10 protein-coding genes are annotated in these 22,405 nt (G+C 63.7%); 6 read left to right on the plus strand and 4 right to left on the minus strand.

Annotation, left to right across the window (positions count from 1 at the left end; genetic code table 11):
- Positions 1-2: 2 nt before the first annotated feature.
- The 6 genes from AC6H1L_RS21040 (at position 3) to AC6H1L_RS21065 (ending at position 15,836) form a co-directional block, all read left to right on the plus strand.
- Positions 3-791, plus strand: a complete 789-nt coding sequence (locus AC6H1L_RS21040; protein ID WP_497599412.1) for an ABC transporter permease — start codon at positions 3-5, stop codon at positions 789-791.
- Between the two features lie 552 nt (positions 792-1,343).
- On the plus strand, positions 1,344-3,911 hold the full coding sequence (locus tag AC6H1L_RS21045) for a ribonucleoside-diphosphate reductase subunit alpha (protein ID WP_497599413.1): 2,568 nt from the start codon (positions 1,344-1,346) through the stop codon (positions 3,909-3,911).
- A 262-nt stretch (positions 3,912-4,173) separates the two neighbouring features.
- Positions 4,174-5,205: a ribonucleotide-diphosphate reductase subunit beta gene (locus AC6H1L_RS21050; RefSeq protein ID WP_497599414.1), complete on the plus strand. Its 1,032-nt coding sequence runs from the start codon at positions 4,174-4,176 to the stop codon at positions 5,203-5,205.
- Positions 5,206-5,283: 78 nt separating this feature from the next.
- Positions 5,284-7,605: a 5-methyltetrahydropteroyltriglutamate--homocysteine S-methyltransferase gene (metE, locus tag AC6H1L_RS21055; RefSeq protein WP_497599415.1), complete on the plus strand. Its 2,322-nt coding sequence runs from the start codon at positions 5,284-5,286 to the stop codon at positions 7,603-7,605.
- 528 nt (positions 7,606-8,133) lie between these two features.
- Positions 8,134-14,802 (plus strand): protein kinase domain-containing protein, encoded by a 6,669-nt coding sequence (locus tag AC6H1L_RS21060; protein ID WP_497599416.1) that lies wholly within the window; start codon positions 8,134-8,136, stop codon positions 14,800-14,802.
- Positions 14,799-15,836: a hypothetical protein gene (locus AC6H1L_RS21065; RefSeq protein ID WP_497599417.1), complete on the plus strand. Its 1,038-nt coding sequence runs from the start codon at positions 14,799-14,801 to the stop codon at positions 15,834-15,836. Before AC6H1L_RS21060 ends, AC6H1L_RS21065 begins: the two co-directional genes overlap by 4 nt.
- Before the next feature lie 80 nt (positions 15,837-15,916).
- Here AC6H1L_RS21065 and AC6H1L_RS21070 read toward each other — a convergent pair whose 3' ends face one another.
- From AC6H1L_RS21070 to AC6H1L_RS21085, 4 genes are all read right to left on the minus strand, one after another.
- Entirely contained in the window at positions 15,917-18,082 is a 2,166-nt protein-coding gene (locus AC6H1L_RS21070; RefSeq protein ID WP_497599418.1) for a protein kinase domain-containing protein, read from the minus strand.
- A gap of 263 nt (positions 18,083-18,345) precedes the next feature.
- Positions 18,346-20,244: a glycoside hydrolase family 6 protein gene (locus AC6H1L_RS21075; RefSeq protein WP_497599419.1), complete on the minus strand. Its 1,899-nt coding sequence runs from the start codon at positions 20,242-20,244 to the stop codon at positions 18,346-18,348.
- 343 nt (positions 20,245-20,587) lie between these two features.
- The gene (locus AC6H1L_RS21080; protein ID WP_497599420.1) at positions 20,588-21,409 is read right to left on the minus strand and encodes a crotonase/enoyl-CoA hydratase family protein; all 822 of its coding nucleotides are present in this window, start codon (positions 21,407-21,409) and stop codon (positions 20,588-20,590) included.
- Positions 21,410-21,540: 131 nt separating this feature from the next.
- Complete coding sequence (locus tag AC6H1L_RS21085; protein ID WP_497599421.1) at positions 21,541-22,107, minus strand: COG4315 family predicted lipoprotein; 567 nt, start codon at positions 22,105-22,107, stop codon at positions 21,541-21,543.
- Positions 22,108-22,405 lie beyond the last annotated feature (298 nt).

Consider the following 22,405-nt stretch of genomic DNA (forward strand, 5'->3'; position numbering starts at 1 on the left):
TTATGCGTCACTATCTGCGCCTCGTGGCTACCTTCTTCCGCGTCAACCTCTTGGGGGAGCTGGCCTATCGCGCCAACTTCTGGCTCCAGATGGCGGAGTCGCTCATTGAGTTAGGCACTGCTCTGGCTCTCGTCAGGGTGGTCTTTACCTATACCCAGACCCTCAATGGCTGGCACGCCCCCGAACTCCTCATGCTCATCGGCACCTATTTTCTGATCGGCGGCGCCATCAATATGGTGATTACGCCCGGCATGAGTCGCCTCATCGAGCAGGTACGCCTGGGCACCCTGGACTACCTGCTCATGAAACCGGAGGAGGCCCAGCTCCTGGTGAGTATCCAGCGCCTCGACGTCTGGAAGCTGTTGGACATCCTCTTGGGGCTGGCTCTGCTGGTGGCCGCCACGCTCTGGTATGGCGGCTTGCCGGGGCCGCTGCAGTTGCTGGCCTTTGCGCTGACGCTGCTGGCCGGAGCCGTCGTGGTCTATAGCTTTGTGCTCTTCCTGGCTACCCTCTCCTTCTGGTACGTGCGCGTCGAAAACATCCTTGTCATCTTCGAGAGCATGTACGAGGCCGGGCGCTGGCCGGTCGATCTCTATCCCGGCTGGCTCCGAGCTACCCTCACGTTCATTGTGCCCGTCGCTTTCGCTGTCACCATTCCCGCTGAGGCCCTGACCGCTCGCCTGACCTGGCTGGCCTTGCTGGGTACCCTAACCCTCGCTGCCCTGAGCTTCCTGGTGGCGCGCCTCTTCTGGCGCTTCGCCATTCGCTCCTATAGCGGGGCCTCGGCTTGAGTCGGAAAAACAGGAAAGAAGTACTGGGGAAGAACCAACCTTTCCTGCTTGACTTCCGACACAACATATGGTATCTTACCGCCCGTACCTGCCTATATCTTGTGCTTGCTCTTTGGCAACCAAAGAGAGAAAGAAACCCACAGGGCGATGCTGTCGTGGCATCGCTGAAACATGGGGGAAGTCCGGTGAGAATCCGGCGCTGTCGCGCAGCGGTAAGCTTCCCGTCCTGGTTTCCACTGTGGCCGTACCGTCGCTCGCCCCGCCTGCCCGTCGTCGACGGGCGCTCTAGGCAGACCTGCGGCGGCCTTCAGAACGGCTCGGCGTACGCACCAAAGGAAACCGGTCATGCTCTGCATGAACCGGCAGCAGCAAGACCTGAGACAACGCAACGGACGGAGAAGCTAAGCCCGAATGCCCACCTGTGGGATCTGGCTCGATCCCTTCGCGTGAAAGGGTAGACCAGCGGACAGCCCAGCTACCCGGCTGTCTGTGCGTGTCAGCCTGTTTCCGTCGGGGGAACAGGCTTTTTTCATCTCAAGGAGGGAAAACGGCATGGCTTTCTCAGCGAACCAGACGCGCTCGGAGACGCCTGTCACCATTGACCCCGAGCATGTGCTCGCCGAGGTCTGTCGCGGCTTCGAGGATCGTGCCGATCGGGCCCAGCTCCTGGAGGAGGTTCAGGCCACGCTCTGCGCCGGCCTCTCTGAGGCGGAGCTCTGGCAGGCCCTGCTCCTGGTGGCGCGTGCCCATATTGAGCAAGAGCCGGCCTTCAGCTACATCACGGCCCGCATCTTGCTCCTCTCGCTCTATCGCGAGGCGCTCCGACCTGATGAGCAGCTCCCGTGCACCTTTGCCGAGATGGAGAGCGCTTATCGCCGCTATCTGCCGCGCTATATCCAACGGGGCATCGAAACTGGCCTCCTCGATTCCCGCCTGGCGGCCTTCGATCTCGAGCGCATCGCGACCCTGATTCGCCCTGAGCGCGACCTGCTCTTTACCTACCCTGGACTGCAAACGCTCTATGATCGCTACTTGCTGCAATATGAAGGGCAGCGTTTCGAGTTGCCGCAGTTGCTGTGGTTGCGCGTGGCGATGGGCCTGGCTCTCAATGAGGAGCAGAAAGAGCAGCGTGTCGCGGAATTCTACGAGGTGCTCTCGCAGTTCTATTTCACGCCGGCCACTCCGACGCTCTTCAACGCCGGCACCAGCCATCCGCAGCTCTCATCATGCTACCTGACAACGGTCAAAGACGATCTCTGGCACATCTTTAAGTGCATTCAGGACAATGCCTTGCTCTCGAAGTGGGCCGGTGGTCTGGGGAACGATTGGACACGCGTCCGCGCTCTAGGGGCCTATATCCGTGGCACCAATGGCCGCAGTCAAGGAGTGATCCCTTTCCTCAAGGTCGTCAACGACACCGCGGTCGCCGTGAACCAGGGCGGCAAGCGTAAGGGGGCCGTCTGTGCCTATCTGGAAAACTGGCATCTGGACATCGAGGACTTCCTTGACTTGCGGCGCAACACTGGCGATGAGCGCCGGCGCACCCACGATCTGCATACGGCCTGCTGGATCTCTGACGAGTTTATGCGCCGCGTTGAGCGCGGCGAGCAGTGGACCCTCTTCAGTCCCGATGAGGTCCCTGATCTGCATGAGCTGTATGGACGCGCCTTCGCCGAGCGCTATCGCGAGTACGAGCGGCTGGCTGATGAGGGCAAGATCCGTCTCTGGAAGCGCATGCCGGCGGTCGAGCTGTGGCGCAAGATGCTCACTCGCCTCTTCGAGACCGGCCATCCCTGGCTGACCTGGAAAGATCCGGCCAATGTGCGCTCTCCCCAGGACCACGCCGGCGTCATCCACAGTAGCAATCTCTGCACGGAGATCTTGCTCAATACCTCGGAAGAGGAGACGGCGGTCTGTAATCTCGGCTCGCTGAACCTGGTAGCCCACCTGGTCAATGGTCAGCTTGACCATGCAAAGTTACGGTCAACCATTCAAACGGCCATGCGCATGCTCGACAATGTCATTGATATCAACTACTATCCAACGCCAGAGGCGCGCACGGCCAACTTGCGCCATCGCCCTGTCGGGCTGGGCGTGATGGGCTTCCAGGATGCCTTGTTCCAGCTAGGCATCAGTTATGCCTCGCAGGAAGCCGTCGAGTTTGCTGATCGCAGTATGGAGGCCATCTCATACTACGCGATCCTGGCTTCCAGCGAGCTGGCCGCTGAGCGGGGACCCTACCCCAGCTACCGCGGCTCCAAGTGGGATCGTGGGCTGCTGCCTATCGATACGATCGCCTTGCTGGAGCAGGAGCGCGGCGAGGCCCTGGAGATGGATCGCAGCACTACTATGGACTGGGAGCTCGTCCGGGCCCACATTCGTCAGCATGGCATGCGTAATAGCAACGTCCTGGCCATCGCCCCCACCGCCACAATCTCCCTGATCGTCGGCGTCAGTCCCTCGATCGAGCCGATCTACAAGAACCTCTATGTGAAGAGCACGCTATCGGGCGAGTTTACGACGGTGAACACCTTCTTGGTCAACGACCTGAAGGCCGCTGGCCTCTGGAATGCCGACATGCTGGAGGCCCTCAAGTATTATGATGGCTCCTTGCAGGAGCTGCCAATGGTGCCGGAGGAGCTGAAGCAGCGCTACTTGACCGCCTTCGAGATCGATCCGCGCTGGCTGATCGAGTGCGCCAGCCGTCGCCAGAAGTGGATCGATATGGGGCAGTCGCTCAATCTCTATCTGGCTTCACCCAGCGGCAAACAGCTCCACGAGATCTATCTGCGCGCCTGGAAAAAGGGCCTCAAGACCACCTACTACCTGCGCACGCTGGCCGCCACGCAGGTCGAGAAGTCTACAGTGGATATTAATCGGTGGGGAATTCAGCCGCGGTGGATGAAGAGCGTCAGCCCGTCGAGTGCCATTCAGATCAAGCGCGGCGCCTTCAAGGAGGCTGGCTCAGCTGGGCCCGCCGCTCCTCTTTCTTCCTCGCCCGCTCGCCAACAGATAGACCAAGGCGGCGAGCAGACAAGCATGTCGGCCTCTGCGGCTCCTCCCCTGACTCAGCCAGGTGCTGCCTGCTCGCTGGACGACGAGTGCGAAGCCTGTCAGTAAGCCGGGCAGCACAGGTTCAGCCATGGAAAGCAGGGCGGAGCCTGCCGGTGCTCTGCGGCGCTGCTCAGCGCGCTCACTGGCGGCCCGCGCCTCTCTCTGTTGGCTCTCAAACTGCATGACTGTCCTACGCTGGTGTCGCCGCCTGTCGTCGCCTGGGCTGCTGGCCAGGGCAGGAGCGTGGGCGCGACGGGCGCTACACCGTAATGCTTGTAGCTACATTGTCTGGTGCCAGAACCCTTGCTAGAGGGAGAAGTGAATAGCAATGGCAAATGCCATCAATGGAAAAGACATTCTTGAAGAGAAGCGCCTGATCAACGGACCGGCTGTGAGTGTCAATCAGCTCATGCCGCTCAAATATCGCTGGGCTTGGGAGCACTATCTCAATGGCTGCGCTAACCATTGGATGCCCAATGAGGTCCCTATGGCCAGCGACATCGAACTCTGGCGCAGCAATCGCCTCTCCGAGGCAGAGCGCCTGGTCATTCTGCGCAATCTCGGCTTTTTCGCCACCGCCGAAAGCCTGGTTGGGAACAATCTTGTTCTGGCCATCTTCAAGCACATTACCAATGCCGAGTGTCGCCAGTACCTCCTGCGGCAGGCCTTTGAGGAGGCGGTCCATACCCACGCTTTCCTCTACATTGTCGAGAGTCTGGGCCTGGACGAGCGTGAAGTGTTCACGATGTACCATCGCATCCCGGCCATCCAGCGCAAGGATGCCTTTGAGATGAAGCTGACCTCTGCCCTCCTTGATCCTCAGTTCTCGACCGCCGAGCCGGAGCAGGCCCAGCAGTTTCTGGATAACCTCATCGGCTACTATGTGATCATGGAAGGCATCTTCTTCTACAGCGGTTTCGCCATGATCCTCTCCTTCCATCGGCGCAATCTCATGACGGGCATTGGCCAGCAGTTCCAGTATATTCTGCGTGATGAAACGATTCATCTCAACTTTGGTATTGACCTGATCAACGGGATCAAGGCCGAAAATCCTGGCCTCTGGACACCAGAGTTTGAGCGGCATATTATGGAATTGATTGAGGAGGCGGTGGAGTTGGAGATTGCCTATGCCTATGACTGCCTGCCGGAGGGGATTGCGGGCCTGCATGCGCCGGCCTTTGCTCGCTATGTGCGCCACATTGCTGATCGGCGCCTGGAGCGCATCGGCCTGCCTGCGGTCTACCACGAGCCGCATCCGTTCCCCTGGCTGAGCGAGACCATCGACCTGAGCAAGGAAAAGAATTTCTTTGAGACGCGGGTCACTGAGTATCGGTCGGCGGCGACGCTCGAGTGGGATTGAGTCCTGCGTGTGGGTGTGCCGCGCTGACCGCTGCTGAGTGGGACTGGCGCAGATGCGAGGAAAGGAAGAGGCAGGATTATGGTGCTGGCTACCAATCTTGGCTACCCGCGCATTGGCGCGAGACGCGAACTGAAGCGGGCCCTTGAGCAGTTCTGGGCGGGGAAGCTGGATGAGGCGGGGCTGCGCGAGCAGGCCGCTACTCTGCGCCGGGCACACTGGCAGCTCCAGCAAGGTCTGGGGCTGGACCAGGTCCCGGCCAATGACTTTTCGCTTTATGATCACGTTCTGGATATGGCGATGGTGGTGGGGGCGGTACCGCGGCGCTATCTGCGCGGCGGCGATGAGGGAGCGCCCGATCTCTCGACCTATTTTGCTATGGCTCGCGGCGTGGAGGCTGGTCCGGCTGGTGAGGCGATCCCGCCGATGGAGATGACCAAGTGGTTTGATACTAATTATCACTATATTGTGCCGGAGTTTGAAGAGCAGCTCGTTTTCAGGCTGGCCTCGACCAAGCCGCTGGACGAGTTCCAGGAGGCCAGGGCCCTGGGCGTTCCGGCCCGCCCGGTCCTGCTGGGGCCTGTCTCCTTTTTGCTGCTCGGCAAGATGCACCGTGAAGGCCTCTCGCCGCTGACTCTCCTTGAGCGGCTGCTGCCGGTCTATGAGGAGTTGCTTCAGCGCTTGGCGGCGGAGGGCGCCGACTGGGTTCAGCTTGATGAGCCGTGTCTGGTGCTGGACCTTGAGCCGGAGGCTCTGCGGGCCATTGAGCAGAGCTATGCTCGCCTCTCTCAGGCGGCCCCGCAGTTGCGCCTGCTGCTGGCGACCTACTTCGGGGACCTCGGCCCTGCCTTGCCTATGGTTCTGCATCTGCCTGTGGCTGCCGTGCATCTTGATCTGGTGCGCGCTCCTCATCAGCTTGAGCCGGCCTTGGCCGAGGCGCCGCAGACTCTCTCGCTCTCGCTCGGCATCGTCGATGGGCGCAACGTCTGGCGCACTGATTTCGAGCAGGCGCTGTCACTCATCGAACGCGCTGTCGAGCGCCTTGGTCCTCAGCGGGTTCTTCTGGCTCCCTCGTGCTCGCTCTTGCATGTGCCGGTCGATCTTGATCTCGAAAGTGAGCTGGATGCGGAACTCAAGCAGTGGCTGGCTTTCGCGAATCAGAAGTTGCAGGAGGTTGTTCTGTTGACGCGCGCTGCCAACGAGGGGCGGCAGGCCATTGCTGAGGAGCTGGAGCGCAATCGCCAGGCCTTGCAGCGTCGGCGTACTTCACCTCGCATCCATGATGAGGAGGTGGCCCAGCGCGTGCGCCAGGCGCGGGCTCAGCGCGCGCAGCGGCAGAGTCCCTATGCGTTGCGGCGCCAGCGGCAGCGGGCACAGTTGCAGCTTCCGCTCTTGCCAACGACGACCATTGGCTCTTTCCCGCAGACCGAGGAGGTGCGGGCCGCACGCGCGGCCTTCAAGAATGGCCGCCTTGATGCTGCTGGCTATGAGGCTTTCATTCGGGGCGAGATCGAACGTACCATTCGCTTCCAGGAGGAGATCGGCCTTGATGTCCTGGTGCACGGCGAGTTCGAGCGGAGCGACATGGTCGAGTATTTCGCTGAGCAGCTCGACGGCTTCCTCTTTACTCGCAATGGCTGGGTCCAGAGCTATGGCTCTCGCTGTGTGCGCCCTCCGGTCATCTATGGCGATGTGCGTCGCCGTGGCCCGATGACGGTGCGGTGGTCGACCTTCGCTCAGTCGCTGACAACGCGCCCCGTGAAGGGCATGCTCACCGGGCCGGTGACGATGATGCAGTGGTCGTTTGTGCGCGACGATCAGCCACGCGCAGAGACGTGTTATCAGTTAGCTCTGGCGCTGCATGATGAGGTTCAGGACTTGGAGGCGGCGGGCATCCGCGTCATCCAGATCGATGAGCCTGCCTTGCGTGAGGGCTTGCCGCTGCGCCGTTCGGAGTGGGCCAGCTATCTCGATTGGGCTGTCGACTGCTTCCGCTTGGTCTCGGCTTCGGTACGCGATGAGACGCAGATCCATACGCACATGTGCTACGCCGAGTTCGGGGATATCATTGAGGCTATTGCGGCGATGGACGCCGATGTGCTCTCGATCGAGGCTTCGCGCTCGCGCCTGGAGCTGCTCAATGTCTTTGTTCGCTATCGCTATCCGAATGAGATCGGGCCCGGCGTCTATGATGTGCATTCGCCGCATGTCCCTTCGGTGAGTGAGTATGAGCAGCGCTTGCTGCGTATTCTGGAGGTGCTGCCCGCAGAACAGGTCTGGGTCAATCCCGATTGTGGCCTCAAGACGCGCCGGTGGGAGGAGGTCAGGCCTGCCCTGGCTCACTTGACGCAGGCCGTCCAGGCGCTGCGTGCTCGCCTGGCGAGCGAAGCGAACATGGCTTGAATCTGAAGGCTTGAGGGAAGGCTTTTGCTCTCGGTGACGGCGCTGGAGAGGGGAGGGTTGGCGCCGGTAGTTGGTTGGCTGGCTGGTGATTCCCTGTCCAGCGCCTGACTCGCTTTCTTGTTTGCCGTCTTGTCTTCTCTGTGTTGCCTCCTTTGTCTGTGTCTGTGATCCCCTCTCTTCGGGAAGGCTGGGCCGGCGCTTTTCCTTCTGCCAGCGGTTTGTGAAGGAGATCACAGGGGAGCTGTGAGCTAGCTCCTGGTCGGGGCGATCCCGCCCGGACTATCTTGCCTTGCAGAACTGAATAGGCAGACGGTGGGTCGGCCAGGCAAGGCTTGTTGCTCTCTGTTCCTGAAAGGCCGCCCAGGGTGCAGCTCCGCGCTCAGGTTGCCGTGGTCATCATCGTCTCGTCTGTCCATGTGTTGGAACTGTTCCGGTAGAAGCTCTGTATACATAGTGAGCAGCCGGCCATGCTCCATTGCGTACCTCTCTGGTCGTTTGGCCTCTGCTCTCGTCTTGTGAGGTGGCCTTATGATGTCTTCATATGCAGAAGAGGTGCCGGGCAGGTATAGTCTGAGGCGGCTGCTGGGGAGAACAGGTCTGGCCGAAGCCTATCTCGGCGAAGAGCGCGCCAGTGGCATGCCGATCGTCTTCAAGCTGCTGACGGTCTCTCTCTCGGAGCGTGATCGCCTGCAGGTTGTGGAGACTATGCGTGCCTATGCGCGCATTCTTCACCCCGGCCTGGTGCGGGTCGTGGAGGTCGGTCTGCGCGGCACGGCCCCCTTTGTGGTGACGGAGTATGCGGCCTCCGGTTCGCTGCGCCAGCGCTATCCTCCAGGCATGCGCCTGCGCTCTGATATCCTGCTGCCGACTGTCTCGCAGCTTGGGGCGGCCTTGCAGCATCTACACCGCCAGGGGGCCTTTCATCTCGATCTGAAGCCGGAGAATATGCTCATCAGGCAGGATGGGGGCCTGATGCTCAGCGATGCCGGGCTGCTGAGCGTGCCTGCCCTGGCGCAGGACCGCCTGTCTTCCGAGCGTGAGAGCGCAGCTTATCTGGCGCCAGAGCAAATCTTGGGCTTGCCTGTGGCGGCCAGCGATCAATATGCTCTGGCCTGCCTGATCTATGAATGGCTGAGCGGGCAACCTCCCTTTGTCGGTTCCGCCCGCGAGGTTCGGACCCAGCATCTGCATGCTTCTCCGCCGCCGTTAAAGGCTCCAGTGCCGGCAGAGATGGAAACGGTGCTCCGGCGGGCCCTGGAGAAGGATCCTGGTAAGCGCTTCCCCTCGATCTCTGCTTTCGTCGAGGCCTCGCTGCAGGCCATGCGCAGCTCGGCCAGTCAGCCTGTGCTCTCCCCGCCTTCCTCCGCTCACCTCTCTTCGACGCCTCAACCGCCGGCGTCGCCTCCTTCACCTGCTCCCTCGGAGCTGGTGCTCCACCAGCAGGAAACGGGGGCGGTAGCAAAGGCAGAGAAGATGACTCGGTTCCCTGTCTGCCGCCTCTGTCAGCGTCCCCTGCCCGCCGGCGGTGCCCTGCTGGCCTGCCCTGCCTGCGGCTACCCGACGGATCTGCGCGAGGAAGAGCGCTTTCTGGAGCGGCTGATTGGAGAGCTGAGTCGCCTGGCCCAGGCTGGGGCGGCCTCGCTCCCCGTAGGCGAGTTGGCAACGCTCTCTATCCCCTCCTTGCTAGGACTCAGACGCGAGGTGCACTTTGGCGCCGCCTCCTGGTCCCTGTGGCAAGCCGTTGATCGCTACTGGCGGCGTCTGATGGAAGTGCGCTCGCTGCTGGCCGTCGAGAGGGAGCGCTCAGCGCGCGAGGCCGCCTCTGTTCTCCAGCAGCAGGGCCAGCCCGAGCCAGCGGCTCCGTCCGCCGGCGCAGTGCCTCAGCCCGCCGCTCAAGAGGCCAGGCCTGAGATGCTGGATGATACGCTCATCAGAAAGGCTTTGACACCGCATCGGCAGACTGCAGTGGAGGGGCCAGCGTCGCCAGCTCAGGCTGAGTCTCCGGCCACGCCACCAGCGCAGGCGCCGGCGGCTCCCCAGCAAGAACGACAGCAACCAGCGCCCGCGGCGGCCCAAAGCAGTGCGCCTGCTGTATCCGCTGCCTCGGCTGCGCCGCTACGGGCCCAGCAAGACGAGGCCCCTCCGGAACATCAGGCAGCTCTCGATCTGACTCCTGCTGCTCCGGCGGCGCCGGCGGTGAGTGTGACCGGTTGGCCAGGGCAGGCGCCGCGCTCGCCGCTGGGGAGTCCGCCTCGACCAGCGCCGTCGTTGACTGCTCCGTCGCGTCCGCCCATCCCGGCGCGTCCACCGCGCCCACCACGTCCCAGCCCGATCAGGACCTTGCGCCCCCTGATCGAGTCGCCTGCGGCTCTTATGGTAGCCTTGGGCACTTTTCTCTTGCTGGCGGCTCTGCTCGTCTTCCACATCGCTAACCAGCAATATGCCCTACCTGTGACCATCGCCGCTCAGCTCTTCTTCGCAGCGATGGTGGTCATCACTGGCCGTTCCAGGCACTTCCGCGAGTTCCAGGGCATCTACGCCCTCTTCTTCGCCCTCACGGTCCCCCTGCTCTTCCCAGACCTGGGGGTCTTCTTCGAGCAATATCAGCCCTGGCTCCTGGCTTTGACGGCGCTCTACGGCGCTGTGACCTATGGGGTGCTGGCCGTCTCGCAGCGCTTCAGTCCTTTCGCCATCCTGTGTGCGGTCGCTTTGACGGTGGCTGCTGTCTCGCTGGTCTGGGCCGTGCTTGGCGACCACTGGTTGTGGTGGAGTCCGGCGGGCTTGCTTGGCCTGGCCCTGGCTGAAACAGAGGCTCTGGGCGGTCAGGCGGCGGCAAGCCGCTCCCCTCTGGGGCGCTTGCTCCATACCTCCTGGGATGTGCTGCGCAGGCCGTTGGCCTTCTCCTCGCTGACCATCGGTTCTACGGTCACCAGCCTCGCCAGCCTGCTAAGCTTCATCTTGCTGCTGGCCCTCTGGGTCGCTCAGCCGTCATTGTCAGATCCTGGCTGGCTCTGGCTCGATAGGCCTGCAGTCCTGGTCACGCTGCTGCTGGCCTGCGCCTGGTTGCTCAGGCTGGGCGCCCGGACACGTCACAGGGCGGGAGGGTATGCGCTTTGTGCCCTGCTGACACTCATTCCTCCTCTGGCCGGTAGCTTGATGGTTCCTGCAGGGGCACGGCTGGCTAGCGGCTTCAGTCTGCTTCTGCTAGCGGCCTGCTTCGATGGCTATGCGCGCCTGGTTCCCCCATCCCTCTGGCGCTACTTGCGTCCCGAGCGCGGGCTGACGGTCCTGCGCTTCTGCCTGCTGCTGCTGATCCCCTTCCTGACGGTACTCCCGTCGCAGGTGTCAAACCTGCAAGCTGACCTGCTGCCCGGCTCCATGATCGCGCTCGTTGGGGCCGCTCTGCTCCTGTTGCTGACGCTGTTGCCAGTGCCGGAGGCCGCCCTTGAGGAGGATCGGCGCGTGACTTCCAGTTTCTCCCCCTGGATGCTGCTCTTGCCCGGGAGCCTCCTGGTCTGGGGCTATGCCGCGCTCGGGCAGGCGATGGCTTGGGCAGGCGTTGGGCCTGTATGGTGGCTTGGCGTTCTCTGTGCGGGTCTGCTGGTGCTCTCCTGGAGCATTCGTCGCCTGGCCAGCCGGGTCCTGGCCGCTCCCTGGGAGGTGCTGACGCTGGCTGTCGCGCTGCTGATCGTTGTTCCGCTGAGCCTCGGCCTGGGTCCCGAGTGGTTCAGTGGTAAGGCTCTGGTGCCGCTGCTGCTGGCCCTGCTGAGCTACGTCATGCTCCTGGTGCAGCGCCGCTCGCTCTGGCTGCCGCTCCCTGGCCTGCTCCTGCTGATCGGATTGGGCCAGCTTGGGCTGTGGATCACCTCGGCTGGCGGTGGGCCGGATGGTTGGGCCGGGCTGCTGTTGGTCTGCGCGGTTCTCCTGCCGCCGCTGGCGGCTGGCCTGCGCCGCTTTCTCCCAGCAGGAACTGCCTGGTATCCGCGCTTGACGGCCCAGGATTGGGAGGCTGAACGCTTCTTCACTGCCTGGGAGTGGGATGGGCCTCTGACGGTGCTGGCCCTGGGGGCTGCGCTTTGGTTACTGGGCCTGCTCCTTTCCTCCCACTCCCAAGACTGGGCCAGAGCTGTGCTTGCTGGGGCGGCAAACTGGCCCTGGCTGGCTGGCCTGGAGCGGTCGGGCTGGCTGGCTGTCTCCGAGGCGCTGGCGATGGGACTCGTTGCCTACCTGGCCGGGCTGTGGTCGAAAGCTCGCATCTGGCTGGTTCCGGCGGCCCTCTGCGCCCTGGTGGCGCTCTGGCTGGCCCAAGACCACTTCTGGACCCTGACCGCTGTGGTGGTCGGGGCCGCGGTCGTCGGGATGGTGGTCAGTCGTTTGAGAGGCCCGCGCTGGGCCATCCCCTGGTATATAGCCGGGCTGTTCAGCCTGTTCCTGGTCATGGGGCATGCGCTGCCTCCACCGCAGGAGGGAGAGGGTAGCGCTGTGCTCGCTGTGTTGCTGGGGTTGACGGGCGTCGTCACGGCGGTTGGCCTGGTGGAGGGCCAGCCAGAGGCCCTCTGGTTGGTGCCCCCTCTGCTGCTGGAAGCCTGTGTTCTAGCCTTGCAGTACGAGCACTTCTCATTGCCTGATGTGCTGCTGGTCCCTTGCCTGGTCCCGCTAGGCGCGCTGGTGGGGGTGGGCTTAAGCCGCTGGCGGCAGCGGCAGGCCGCTCCTGGCCGAGGGCAGCGCTGGCGCTGGGCCGCGCCCTGGTATGCTGGCGCTCTGGTGGGTCTGGGGGCGACCAGCCTGGTCTTCTTCGGCGGACCCTGGGAAGCCCGGGAAGCGCCGCCCTTGCAGACTCTCTGGCTGGCGGGCCCCTACGTGCTGTTAGGCTTCGTCGGCCTCGCAGTTGTGGTCGGATTGCTGGAGCAGCAGCCGGCCTACCTCTGGCTGGTGCCGGCTCTCGTGCTGGAGGCCTGTGCCCTGGTCCTGAAGAACCTGCTGGCGGGCTATGCCACCCAGCCTCCGGGGGAAAGCGTTCTAGTGCCTGCCCTGGTGCCCGCTTGCGCTCTGCTGGGGCTGGCTCTCAGCCGTCTGGGGAACCAGGCTCGTCAGCAGCGGCTGCGCTCTGCAGGGCCGTGGTATGCGGCTGCCTTGCTGGCGCTGGGCACTGTCAGCGCGACGCTCTTCCCTGGGGGGCAGCCCCTGCCCTGGCAGGGCAATCTCTTGCTGCCGGTGGGCTACGCCGGGCTGGTGACAGTCGTTGGCTGGCTGGAGGGGCTGCCCGAGACACTCTGGCTGGTGCCCCCTCTGCTGCTGGAAGCCTGTGTTGTAGCCTGGCAGCACAACTCCTTCCCTGATGTGCTGCTGATCCCTTGCCTGGTCCCGCTAGGCGCGCTGGTGGGGGTGGGCTTAAGCCGCTGGCGGCAGCGGCAGGCCGCTCCTGGCCGAGGGCAGCGCTGGCGCTGGGCCGCGCCCTGGTATGCTGGCGCTCTGGTCGGGGTGGCTACCACCAGTCTGGCTCTCTGGACGGGGCGGTGGGCCTCGTCGCTGCCCGCACTGGCTCAGGCGGGTCCCTTCTTGCTGCTGGGCTTTGCGGCCATTGCGACCGCGGTGGGCTTGCTCGAACAGCAGCCAGCCCTGCTCTGGCTCATCCCCGTGCTCGTGACGGAGGTCTGTTCCCTGTTGCTGGGGGGCTTCTTCAAAGATCCCTTCTGGGAGAGAACAGGGCTGTTGCTGGGACTGGCCCCGGCCTGTGTCCTGCTGGGGCTGACGCTCAGCCGCCTGACTGACCAGTCTCGCCAGCAGCGTCTGCTGCATGCCGGGCCATGCTATACGGCGGCGCTCATCGCGCTCGGAGCCGCCAGCTTCGCCCTCTTTATACCACCACTGCAGTCACTGGGGTGGCTGCGTCCCTACCTGATGCTGGGGGATGCTGCCCTCAGCGTGCCAGTGGCCCTGGCTGAAGGACTCCCAGAAGTGCTCTGGCTTATCCCGTTGCTCACCGGGCTGGCGCTCGCGGCGATCGCTGGGTTCGAGAAGGAACAGGCCCCGCTCCTGCCCGCCCTTGTCGTGCTCACCACTCTCATCCCCCTGGCAGGCGGCAAGGTCCGTCAAGGACACCTGGCCAGACTGGCGACCGGCGAGGGGTCGCGGTGGCACCTGCGCCTCGTGGCTCCCTGGTATGCCACTGCGGCCCTGGCGGCCTGCGCAACTCCCTTTGTCTGGGCAGGGACAACGCGGACCGTGACCCTGCTCCTGCTGCTTCTGCTCTATGCCCTTCTGGCCTTCTGGGTCGCTCTGCAGGAAGGCTGGCCCCTGGCCTCGCTGGCGACTGTCCTCTTCAGCCTCTGGGGATTGGCCACGGTGGCGCTGGATCAGGGGGCACGGCCTCTGCTCCTGCCGCTGGGGATCGGGGCGTTGACCGTGGCTCTCCTGGCTGATCTGCTCTGGCGGCCCGCGGTCAGCAACTGGCCAGGGGGATTGGGATCGATCATCCGGCCTTCCTGGTCCCTGGCCTGGGTCCCGCTGGTGGCGCTCACCTGGGCCTCCTTGGGCCTGCTTCATCCTGATCCGCTCTCCCAGCTCCCTGCTCCGGCGGCTTGGGGTGCGGCTCTGGCGGCCCTGCTCATTTACATCTCAGGGAGCCTGCTCCGTCAGATGGGCGTCTGCTGGCTGAGCCTGCCGCTGGCTCTCTGGACCATTGGGCAGCTCGGCTGGCCTGGGTGGCCTGGGGGTCAGCAGCCGCCAGATCTGGGCGGCTTGACCCTCTTCTGCCTCTTGTGCACCGTTGGCCTGGTAGGGGGGGCGGCTCTGCTGCGCCGCTGGCCTGTGCGTCCCTACCTCCTCCCGCTCTTGGCCGCCAATTGCGCCGGCGTCCTGGCCGTGGGCATTGCTGGCGCTGGCGCCAACTCCCAGGATCTGGAGCGCACGCTGCTGGCCACGGCCCTCCTGCTCGGCTATGGCCTCTTCATCTGGCTCCTGGCCCTCTACCTGAATCGGCCATTCCTGACCCTGCTCACTGGACTGTGGACGGTGTGGGGAGCGGCCCTGTTGGAGAAGGTCCCGAACCAAGGTGCTGCTTTGATCAGCATAGGGACCGCTGCCGCGCTGCTGGGCCTGCTCGGCCTGCACCGCTCGCGCCCGGCAAGCGCTTCTACCGAACGGCGCCGGGCCGCTGTTGGACAGCCTACCAAACGCGAGGAGGAGGCGCGATGAGAGAACATCCCTTGCCCCTGCTCAATCGCCTGCTCTGGAATTGGCCCTGGTACCTGCTCGCCGCCCTGGCCGCTATCCTGGTCGGCCTGCTCCCTGACCTCTGGAGGCTCGCGGGCCTGATCATCTTTGCTCTACTCGCTACGCTCGTCATGCTTCGCGAACGCCTCCCCGAGGCTCTGCTTCTGCCAGCGGCCCTGCTGGCCTGGCTGCTGAGTCTCTTGCCGCAAATGCTGGGGTGGACGTCGGAAACTGTGCTGCTGCTGGCCTGCCTTGTCTGTGTCCTGCTCTTCATCTCGCAATTCATCTGGCACATCATCAGACCAGAGCCGCTCTGGCTGCCGCCGGCTTGGCCAGCGCAGCTCCTGGGCCTCGGCGGTCAGGTGACCATCGTCGCTCTCTGTGCGGCAACTACGCTGAATGGCGGGCCAGACCTGGGGAGCTTGAGGAGCCAGATTGGCCCTCTGGCTCTGACCATCCTGGGCTTGCTCCTGGTCTGGCAGGCCCTGCTCCAGACCAGGCGCGCGCCGCGCCGCTGGACAGGCTACAGCGCCGGCCTGCTCCTGGTCCTGGCCCTGACCTGGGAGATCCAGCGGTGGTGGCAGCCTACCTTTGATCTGCTCTGCTTACCCCTGGCCAGCTACCTGGTGGTCCTCAGCCCCTTCCTCCTGCGCGATCGCTTGACCACAGGCAGCCAACAGGTCGGGCGCCTCGTGATGGTGCTCGGAGCCTGCCTGTTTCTTGTGCCGTCCTTCATGGCGAGCATTCTCAACCAGGAAGGGGAACAGCTAGTTGCGCTCTTCCTGGTCCTGGCCGAATCGCTGAGCCTCTTTCTCTTCGGCATCGCTGTGCGCGTGCGCTTCTTCATCCTCGGGGGCGCAGCCCTGGTGGTCGGCGGGGCCATCAGAGCCGTCATGTATACCTTTGGCCACAACGCGCAGGCCCTGCTGATCTGGCCCGCGCTCGGCCTGGCTGGCCTGGCTCTGCTGGGGGGCGCCGTCTTTTTAACCCTGCGGCGCTCACCGCTTCAGTCCTGAGAAGTGGGAAGACAAAGGGGAGGCCCTGCCTTCGACCTCCGCTCTCCTGCCGGCGAAGGCGGATCGGCTTCAGACAATGGTCAAACATATCCTCGCAGTCGATCCGCCTCCCGGTAGGCCATCTGGGCCTCTCTTTCTCTCCCAAGCCGCTTGAGGGCATGGCCGCGACGCTCGTGCAGGTCTGGATCGCCAGGCTCCTTCTGGAGCAGTTGCTCATAGAGGATAAGCGCCTCACTGGTGCGCCCAAGCAGCAAGAGCGCATCGGCTCGCCGCAGCGAAGGCTCTCCCCCTCCCCGGCTAGCCCTCTCCTCGCTCTCCAGCGCTCTCCGATAGGCCTCGTGTGCTTCCCACTCTCGCTTCAGCTTCAGCAGAGTATCGGCCCGGCCATAGTGGGCATCAACCAGCCCGGGATCACAGCGCAGGGCCTCCTCATAGGCTGCCAGCGCCGCCCGGTAAGCACGCTGCTGATAGAGCGCGTCGCCTTTGGCGCAATGCGCCGCGGCAAAGGTTGGCAGAAGCTGTACAGCTCGCTCAAAGGCGGTCAGCGCTTTCCCATACTGCTCGCGGGCCAGGAGCAGCAAACCACGACCGTAGTGGGCGGCGACATTGCTCGGGTCAGCCTCCAGCGCCAGTTCGTAGGCCCGCAGCGCTTCTGTCTCCCTGCCAAGTCGCTGCAGCGTCGCCGCCCTCCCGCTCTGTGCATAGCTATCCCACGGATTCTGACGCAGGGCCTGCTCATAGGCAATCAGTGCCTCCTGGAAATGGGCGAGCTGCCAGCACGTGTCACCAAGTTCGCGCCAGTCGAGTGGCAGCCGCGGGTCGTAAGCTGTCGCCTGGAGATAGCTCCGCAGCGCCTCCGCATACTGTCCTTGCCGGACAAGCTGGTCTCCGGTCACCTTCAGCGCCTGGGCTTGCGTCAGAGCTGCCTCCTGAGCCTGCTCGCGCGCCGCAGTCTCCTGGCGATCCCGGCGGCTCTGGGCTTTCTCTCGCCTCTCTGCAGGCCCAGGCGCGGCGGCTAAGGAGTCGGGGCGCGCGGTTCCTGCACTTGACGGAGGTGGAGCCGACGACGGCAGGCAAGGCTGCTGAGGCCCGACGGAAGGGGCAGAGGGAGCTGAGGGGCTGAGGGCAGGCTGAGCCTGTGCCGCTTCGGGATAAGAGGCAGCTTGCGGAGCCGCCGGCCCCAGTGGCGCAGGCCCAGGCCTCGCCGGGAAACCCTGGGAAGCTTCCTGCTTATAGGCTTGCTTGAGGACTGCGCTCTCTTGCACCAGCACGGGATCGCCTGGATCAAGCCGTGCCAGCAACTGGTAGCGCAGCCAGGCCGTCTCAGCCTGACCGCGACTGGCCTCCTCGCGGGCGCGCTGCAACCAGCAGGCCTTCAGTTCCTCATATTGCGCAGGATCAGGCGGGGCCGTGCGTAACGCCTGTAAAAATTCGTCAACCGAGGCATGGCGCCGCTCTGGCTCCTTCATCAGTGCCTTCAGGATGGCCAGCTCAATGTATGCGGGCACCTCTGGCCGGAAAAAGGACAGTGGTAGAGGTAGCCCTTCATGATGTTGCTGGGCCCAGGCCAACCAGCCGCCACCTGGGGCCTTCACCGGCTTCTGCCCCGTCAGCGTCTCGTACGCCAGGCATCCAAGCGCATACTGATCGCTGGCCGGAGAAACTCGCCCTGCGAACTGTTCGGGAGCCATGTAGGGCAGTGTACCAGCGATCGAGAGACGCTCCGTTATGGCGGCATCCAGAATGACCGCAATGCCGAAATCTGCGAGCAAGGCGTTTCCTGCTGCGTCAAAGAGAATATTTTCCGGCTTCAGATCACGATGGATGACTGGTTTTTCCTGGGCATGGGCGTGTGCTAAAGCCTGCCCCACTTGCTCTACAATCTGTAGAGCCTCCTCTAGAGGAAGACCGTCTGGCTGCTGACGGAGACGATCGCGCAGCGATCCGCCCGCAGCGTAAGCGGCGATCAAATAGGGGGGAAAGTGTTGATCAAGGCCGGCATCATAGAGCGGCAAAATATGCGGGTGACGCAGGGCCTCTAAGAGTCGCGCCTCTTGCAGAAAGGCTTGCCGCTCCTTCGACGAGGCGCCGCGGGCACTGCTGAGGAACTTGATCGCTGCACGGCGAGGCAGGAGCAAATGCTCAGCGAGGTAGACTTCTCCAAAGCTCCCGCTGGCCAGTCGCTCCCCTATACGGTAGTTCCCGAGCTGCTGCCCGGTATAGGTACCTGATGCGCCGGGGGCCATCGTTGGTTGCTATCCTGCTAGTGATGCATGCTACCCCTTCAGACAGGGGCTGCCCGAAGGGTTCCCTCTGCTCTTGCGCTCGCTGATTCTCAACTACCAAGCATACCATATGCGAGCGGCAGAACACCAGGCTGTGGCTGCCACTCGCAAAACAAACCTGGTGCCGCGGCTGGTCCCTCAGCCACAGCACCAGGTTGCTGCGCAGGTAATGGAGCTTTGCCGCCAGAGCAAAGGTCCTTTTTGACTTGGTCGGTCAAACCGGCCTAGAAGGGCGGATAGGCGTTCTGGACCAGGGTGTCAAAGCCTGCCTGGAACCAGGCCCCTGCCACCGGCGCATTCGGCATCGCCCCCGTCGGCTGGTTGTTGTTCATCGAATTGCCCCCGTAGGTCGGGTCGCACATCCGATCGAACCCCTTGCCCGTCGGGTTGTCCGGCCCCTGCGGGATCAGCGTGCTGGAGCCATCCGACTCCCCAGGCGGCTTGATCCACACAAAGGCGTCAAAACCACTGGCCGGATTGGCCTGCGGGCGCGCTCCAATGCCGCCCGGCTGGTTGCACCAGTTCCCTCGGCTGTAGCGCCGATCAATGCGTGTCTGATCCACGAACGTGTTGACATCCGTGGCGCTGCTCGGCCCCGTCGGGCGGTTCGGCCCACCCCAGCCGTTGCGCGAGGTGTCGATGAGCATGCCGATCGTGCTCGGGAAGCCCTGCGCAATGAAGGCATTGCGCATGTCAATGTCATAGGGCATCTCGTCAATGTAGTTGTTCCACTGGTAGAAGTTCGCCGAGCGCACCGGCTGCCCACCGATCATTTCGTTGGCCGTCATGTACGGCTCGGTGGTCGGGGTGTAGTTGGCCGTGTTGCTGATGAAGCCATCAATGCTGTTGACGCCCGCTGTGGTCCCCTTGATCGTGTTGCTGATCAGGTTCACCGCCGGCTGGAAATTGCTGCTCCAGCCCAGCCAGCCGCTGTGCGCAATGTCGATGTAGATGTAGACGTTGGGGATGGCGTGCAGCTTGTTGATGGCGTACTGGATGCCCTGCACATAGGCCCCGCTGGAGTTGGCCTCAGCACACTTGGCAATGCTGAGGTTGGTCACCAGGTTGGGCAGCGAGTCCGGCTCGATGATGGTCACAATGCGCAGGTTGCTGTACTTGGCCTGGCTGAAGGTGGCCGCAATCGGGTCGATAAACTGCGACTTATAGATGGCCAGGCCGTTGTTGGAGACGCTCAGCTCGCCGTTGGAGGCCAGCGCCGCGCAGTCGCGGTTGGGCAGATCGTAGACCACGAAGGTGATCACGATCGGCAGGCTGCTGGATGCAGCTTGTTGCTCGGCGGCATCCAGATAGCCGGCCAGGTTGGTCGGGTAGCCGGTCCCACCGGTGACGGCGGCGATGCTATCCAGCCAGACCGCGGTGGAGTAGTTGGCGACCTGGGCTTCCTTCTGGCCCAGGGTGCCACCAACGCTGGCAGCGCCCGCTTTCACTTCCGCCGCCCAGTAGGGGTTGATGAAGCCCTGGGCACCCGCGTACGGGTTGTCCACGTGCACTCCTGGGGTTGGCGTGCTCGTTGGGGCAGGCGTGGGAGTTGGCGTCGGGGTTGTCCCCGGGGTCGGCGTCGGCGTTACCGTCGGCCTGGGGGTCGGCGTGGGTGTCGGGGTGCTGCCCGGGGTCGGCGAGGGCGAAGGCGTGGGCGTGGGGGTGCCACTGCCGCTGCTGCTGCCGCCGCAGGTGTTGCCGTTGACCGCGAAGGTGGTCGGGGTCGGGTTGCTGGTCGTCCAGGTGCCGTTGAAGCCCAGGGTGACTGAGCTATTGACGGCGACGGTGCCGTTCCAACTGGCGTTGGTGACGGTGACGTTCTGGCCGGATTGGCTAAAGTTGCCGTTCCAGCCCTGGGTGACCGCCTGGCCGCTGGCGGGGAAGGTAAAGGTGAGGGTCCAGCCGTTCCAGGTGCTGCTACCGGTGTTCTGGAGCACGAGATTGACGCTGAAGCCGCCAGGCCACTGGCTGACGACGGTGTAGGTGACCTGGCAGTAGCTGGCGGCATGGACCCGCACCTGACTGCCAAAGAGGCCCGTGAGCAGGAGCACGGGCAGGGCCAGCAGCGCCAGCAGGTGCTTGCGTCCCCTCAGACGCTCGCGCCTGGGTACCTGTGATGCCATAGCTTTCCTTGCTTTCCTTTCCTTGCGCTACTACTCTGGTTTCTGCGCTCCCGTTCCGCGGAACCGTCCCTGATTCCACGGGTGACGAGGGCGGCGTCCCGCTCGCTTGCGCTCCGCAAGCGGTACCGTAAACGATTACGTAAACGGTTACGAGTAATATATACCTGTGAGGAACGAACTTTGTCAAGAGAGGGGGAGAAAGCGGGGGAGAGCTATCGCCCTCCGGCAAAAGCAGAGGAGCGGACCAGCGGCGCTCTGGCATAGAGCGTCCCTGGCTCTCTCCTGCTCCTCTGCTCTTCACACGAGCAGAGGAGGAGAGGAAAGCGGCGGGCCTTGAGGGGCCTTACTGATCGTCAAAGCGACCGTGGCGGCCATGTCCCTCCGCGAAGCGCCTGGCCCCGCTGCTGGCTTCACCTGTCTGGAGCGTTCTGGCGCCATAGCGAGCCTCCAGGCGGAGGGCTTCTGGCAGGGGAAGGGACCACTGTTCATAGAGGGAGAGTCGATCAGAGCGCAGGCCCTGCTGAGGGAAACGCGCAAGCTGCTGGGCCAGCTTCAGAGCAGTGGGCAGAGCCTCGCCATGAGGCGTCAAGCGATTGACCAGGCCCATCCGCCAGGCTTCCTCACCCGAGACGCTGCGTCCAGTCAAAATCAGATCGAGTGCCTGGCTCTGGCCAATCAACCGCGGTAGGCGCACGGTTCCCCCATCTATCAACGGTATACCCCAACGGCGGTTGTAGACACCGAAAACGGCATCCTCAGCGGCCACGCGCAGATCGCACCAGAGAGCCAGCTCCAAGCCACCGGCGACAGCATAGCCCTCAATCGCTGCGATTACGGGTTTCTGCAGCAGCAGACGCGTTGGCCCCAGTGGACCGTGACCATTGTCGTCAGGACTGGGCACCTGGCCTGTGGCCAGCTCCTTCAGATCGAAGCCGGAGCAAAAGCAGCCTCCAGCCCCCGTCAATACTGCCACGGCCAGCCCTGGATCAGCCTCAAAGCTGCCGAAGGTCTCCAGCAAAGCCGCAGCCAGCTCCCGCGAGATAGCATTGCGTCTCTCTGGACGATTCAGCGTCACGATCAGAATCGCGCCTTGTTGTTCTACCAACAGCGGCCTGGCTTCGCCCGGCCTCTCTAGCGCGGCGCTCTCCGCCGCATGCTCAGACATCGGTGATTCTTCTCCTTCCTTGCCGCATGGGCATCCTTGATCACCCAGGCGTATAGGGCGTGCTGGACTGGACGCAGCACGCCCCATCCTATTCACTCTATCCTCTAGAGCCGCCGCTTGTCCAGCCTAGTCTAGTACTTATATTGGCTGCCGCCAGGCGTTGGCGTTGCCAGGACCGACAGCGAAGGGGTGGCCACAAACCAGCGTCCGCCGACCCCATTGCCAGACGTCTCCCCGGGAGCGGTGTCGCCAGTATACGTATAGAGCAAATGCCCATTGTAGGCGACCTGTTGCCCATGAGCATCCTTGACAACGCTCAGCTTACCAGGCAGCGGGGAAGCGCTCTGCGGCGTGCCACTGCCCTGGAAGAGCAGCGGGGGCCAGGTGCTGGCACAGCCGCCTGTGCAGGCAGACTGCGTCGGTGTATCCGACGTGAAGTAGTAGAGCGTCCTGCCACGCGTATCCGTCAGGATCGTGGTTGACTGCCCGTTGAGTTTCACCGTGGCAGTCTTGACCACCACCGCCCCTGACATTGGGGCTGTTGTCGGCGTCGTATTCATAGTGCTCGCCTCCACCGTCGGCGTCGTCGTGCTTCCGCCCGCCGCTGGAGTAGTGCTCCCGCCACATGAGGCCAGGATGATCGCGACGGCGAGCACCGCAAGCCCAAGCCTGAACTGCGTCACAAGAATCCGTGGCATGCTAAGCCCTCCAACACAGAGATCAGCAAAGTCGCAGGCAGCGAGCAAGCTGCCCCTGAGTACCGCGGTATCCGCTTAAGTCTTACGCTTCCAGGTTACAGAGGTCGCCCCGGCAGCCTGGCGCCTGGCTGGGGATGAACTGGGATGGCTCGCGGAAGAGCGGTCGGGTTGGGCGGGCAACGGCTCAGTGGGGGAAATTGCCTGGCTTATATGCCTCACTCAGGGAGTCACAGCTACTGGCGGAGCAACAGAAACGGGCGTCCTGGCCTCAGCGGCGCTGCCAGCCGGCTCAGACCGC

This window comes from Thermogemmatispora argillosa (assembly GCF_059696725.1).